The organism is Caballeronia sp. (assembly GCF_049581465.1).
Taxonomy (GTDB): domain Bacteria; phylum Pseudomonadota; class Gammaproteobacteria; order Burkholderiales; family Burkholderiaceae; genus Caballeronia.
This window is the reverse complement of record NZ_JBAUSA010000812.1, coordinates 1-3847: the sequence shown is the minus strand read 5'-3', so window position 1 is coordinate 3847 and position 3847 is coordinate 1. Positions and strand designations below refer to the sequence as shown.

The 3847-nt window shown below is 62.1% G+C and carries 5 protein-coding genes; 3 read left to right on the top strand and 2 right to left on the bottom strand.

The window, feature by feature from the left end; translation table 11 throughout:
* The coding region (locus WCA53_RS19950; protein WP_423914619.1) for a GNAT family N-acetyltransferase at positions 1-1276 on the top strand (1276 nt) is incomplete at its 5' end.
* 47 nt (positions 1277-1323) lie between these two features.
* Here the strand turns inward: WCA53_RS19950 and WCA53_RS19945 are convergent.
* Together WCA53_RS19945 and WCA53_RS19940 are read right to left on the bottom strand one after the other, a co-directional pair.
* On the bottom strand, positions 1324-1869 hold the full coding sequence (locus tag WCA53_RS19945; protein WP_423914616.1) for a hypothetical protein: 546 nt from the start codon (positions 1867-1869) through the stop codon (positions 1324-1326).
* A 105-nt stretch (positions 1870-1974) separates the two neighbouring features.
* The gene (locus WCA53_RS19940) at positions 1975-2799 is read right to left on the bottom strand and encodes an IclR family transcriptional regulator (protein ID WP_423914613.1); all 825 of its coding nucleotides are present in this window, start codon (positions 2797-2799) and stop codon (positions 1975-1977) included.
* Between the two features lie 188 nt (positions 2800-2987).
* On the opposite strand from WCA53_RS19940, the gene WCA53_RS19935 reads away from it, so the two are divergent.
* Both WCA53_RS19935 and WCA53_RS19930 read left to right on the top strand, forming a co-directional pair.
* A complete protein-coding gene (locus tag WCA53_RS19935; protein WP_423914623.1) occupies positions 2988-3332 on the top strand; it encodes a UxaA family hydrolase in 345 nt (114 codons plus the stop codon).
* Positions 3329-3847 (top strand): UxaA family hydrolase (locus tag WCA53_RS19930; protein WP_423914610.1); only part of this gene is annotated, 519 nt, incomplete at its 3' end. The genes WCA53_RS19935 and WCA53_RS19930, both read left to right, overlap by 4 nt.

The following is a 3847-nucleotide window of genomic DNA, read 5'->3' as shown; positions in this document are numbered from 1 at the left end:
CACGCACGCCGCGCCCGTCGCGGAGGTCGCGCGCGTGATGATCGAACAGCAAGCGCATGCGTATCGGGGCCTGCTGGCCTGCTTTTTCGGCTGCGTCGACAATGTCACCCGCGACGCGCTTCATGCTCATGGCATTCCTGTCCACACCACGCCGCAGCGTCTCGCGCGCGCCTTCGCACGGCTCGTGGATTATCGACGGAACCGGGAACTCCTGATGCAGACACCCGACGGGTCGCCGGCCCAAACGGGGGCCTCGCGCGACGGAGCGCATGCTCAGGTTCAGGCCGCGTTGGCTGCGGGTGTCGCCGAGCTGGAAGGGGGGCGGGCGTCGCGAATCCTCGAACAATTCGGCCTCGTAGTGAAGGCGGGGCCGGCTGCTCCGCGCTCGCACGAAGTCATCGAGATTGACGTTCGCCTGCTGAACCATCGCGTGTTCGGGCCGGTATTTGAATTCACGGCAGCGGGCGCGCTCGGATTACCCCACGCGTTACACGAGTTCGCGTTGCCACCGCTTAATTCGGTGTTGGCGCGCGACCTCGTCATGCGCTCCGCGCGTGCGCGCGAATTGCCGGCGGACGCGCTGCTTCTTGCGCTGACGGCGTTATCGCAAGTTGTTTGCGAAGTCGAACAGATTGTCGCGTTGCGTCTCACGATGCAAGTGAGTGCCACGTCAGTGATTGTCTATGAACCTCGTTTGACGCTGGCCGCGCATCGCACGCCGCTTGCGATTCAGCCGTATCCGCGCCGGCTTGAGGAGACGCTCGACTGGAATGGCTTGCGAGTAACCGTGCGGCCGATTCGCCCCGATGACGAAGCCGCGCATAGTGCCTTTGTCGCCGCGATGACACCCGAGGATTTGCGCCTGCGGTTCTTTAGTTCGGTGCGCAGCTTTGATCACTCGCAACTGGCACGCATGACGCAAATCGACTACGACCGCGAAATGGCTTTTATCGCGGTCACTGACGAGGACGGTGTGATGACGACTTTGGGCGTGGCGCGCGCGATCGCCGATCCGGACAATGAGACGGCGGAGTTCGCCGTCGCCGTACGTTCGGACCAGAAGGGCCGGCGTTTGGGAATGTTGCTTCTTACGCGGACTATCGCGTATTGCAGGGCGCGCGGGACACGGTGGATAGTAGGCGAGGCGCTGCATGAAAACGCGCCAATGATCAAGCTCGCGCGCCGCTGCGGCTTTCAGGTTGCCGCAACAGAAGACCCGGGCGTGGTGGGCTTCCGGATGCGGCTGGCCGACCCCAATTTGGCAGAGCCAGCTTGACGCCGTCTCACGTGCAGCATGTCAAATGCAGGACAGCGCGCTAACGCTCAGGCGCCTAGTTTCGCCAGCGCCTCATCGACCTGCGCGCGGGACACCGCCAGCTCGTCCAGCCACGCGTCGGCGTAAATGGTGCTGGTCTCCCGCTCCAGACGCGCAATAGTGGCGGCGCAACGCGTAATGTCCTTGGGCGTCGCAATGAACGTCTTGACCGATTCGCCTGCCGTGAACGCTTCGAACAAGGGCACGCGGATCTCGTCGGGCAGTGCGCGCGTGGTCCACTGATACGGCTTGCCGTTGAACGACAACTGTGGCGGCAGCACGCGCTCCTTCTTTGCCGCAGGAATCAGGCCGAAGTTGCGTGCGGCATCGGCGATCTGCTCGGCGGAAAAAAGCTCGTCGGGGCTGATGTCGAACTGCTTGACGAAGGTTTCGATGGACTGCATGGCGGCCGCGCGGTCATCACGCTTTTTCTGCGCGCGCGCGACGATTTCGCGCAGCTCGTCGGCTTCGTCGTTCGTGATCGTGAAGCTGGACTGTTTTTGCTGGAGTTCGGAGAAGCGCTGGAATTCGGGATCGGAGAGAAGTTTCGCCATGACCTTGCAGTGAAGACGCGAAACGAAGCGCAGAACGTCGTTTCGCTTTTTGAGAGGGCCGCCATTCTAACGCGTCGCGCGTGCGCGGCCCGGTCTTCCCCATTTTCAGGCGGCGCTCGATTGACTGGAATGTGCGCCGGGCTCATGGAACATCGACAGCGCCGAGGCCGCCTCGCGAAGCAGTGCGCTGACGTCGTCAATGGAAGGCGCGACGTATTCGTCGATGCGCCGAAGATATGGGCAGGTGAGCGTCGCGATGGCCTGACCTGACGGTCCGAGCAGCGGATAGCTCAGATCGATCACGCCGAAGGTCTGCTGACTTTCCTTGAGCAGGAAGCCGTCGGCGCGAATCTGCCGGTAGGCGCTTTCCAGTGCCAGGGGCGCCACCGTGCTTTCGCCCTTCACACGCGTATGTTCGGCGAGCATATGGGCGCGTTGCTCGTCGGTCTGGAAAGCGAGGATCACGCGTCCCGATCCGGTATCGATCAAGCCGACCTTGGCACCGAGCCGCACTGAAATTCCCCATGTTCCTGGGCCGTCCACCTGCGCGATCACGAGCAGGTTGCCGCGGTCATAGGCTGCGAGGTGACATGACTGTTCCGCGCGATCGGCGAAGCGCTGCATGACTGGCACTGCTTCCGCGATCAAGCGGTTCATGGGCGGATGACGATGAGCGAGCGCATACAGTTTGAGGCTGAGCGAATATCGGTCACCGGCTGGCGAGCGCACCACATAATGCCGCGCGACCAGGCGCTCAAGCATCCGGTACATCTCGCTCGCGTTGCGCCCGAGCGACTTCGTGATCTCGGCGCGGGTGAGTCCGTCTTTCTGCTCGGCGAGCAATTCGAGGATATCGAGACCCTTGTCAAGGGCGGGTGCGCGGTAGCGGTCGGGGTCGGTGAGATCGTCTGGCTGGGCGGTGGGTTTCATGGTTGGGCCGGTTCTGCTGGCGATGAGTATGGGGTAAGGGCGGAGTAGGGAAAGTACTGACCCCCGCCCGAGCTACTTTGCTTGACTTCGAATGGTCCGTCTATGAATATTACGTTCACTGATGAATTTTTGCATCAATGTGAACCCACATTTCTCGCCTGAACGCTGAATCAAAGGAAGTCTCCGTGCTGTCGCCACCTCGCAAGCCGACCGATCCCCGGTTGATTCTTCAAAGTCCGCAAGACAATTGCCTGATCGCCGCCGCCCGGCTCGAAGCGGGTGAATCCGTGGAGATCGAGGGTGCACAAGTGACGCTCCAGAAGACCATCGACCTCGGGCACAAGCTGGCGCGTTTTGCGCTCCGTATCGATGAAAAAGTGTTGCGCTACGGCGCAATCATCGGCCACGTCACCGCGGACGTTCAACCGGGCGAGCATCTGCATACCCATAATCTGGAAAGTGATTACCTGCCCACCTACACTCACGACGTGGGCCATGCGTTCGTCGATCACCGGAACCGCCAAGGCAGATGACTTCCACTCCCACCCCGCAACTTCAGGGCTACGCACGTGACGATGGCCGCAAGGGCATCCGGAATGTGGTCGAGGTGGCCTATCTGGTCGAATGCGCGCATCACGTCGCGCGGGAAATCGTCGCGCAATTTCGCCCGGCGTTCGATGCGTTCGACGATCTGGGAAACGCCGCCGATCACGAGCCGCCCGTCCACCTGATCGGTTTCCCCGGCTGCTATCCGAATAGCTATGCCGAAAAGATGATGGAGCGGCTGACCACGCACCCGAACGTTGGCGCGGTGCTGTTCGTTTCCCTCGGCTGTGAGAGCATGAACAAGCACAGGCTCGTTGACGCGGTGCGCGCAAGTGGCCGTCCCGCCGAGGTGCTGACAATCCAGGAGAAGGGCGGCACCCGCAGCACGATCCAGAACGGCATCGACTGGATTCGCGATGCGCGCGCGACGCTTAGCCGCCAAACGAAGGTGCCGATGGGGCTCGACGAACTGATCGTCGGGACGATTTGCGGCGGCTCCGAC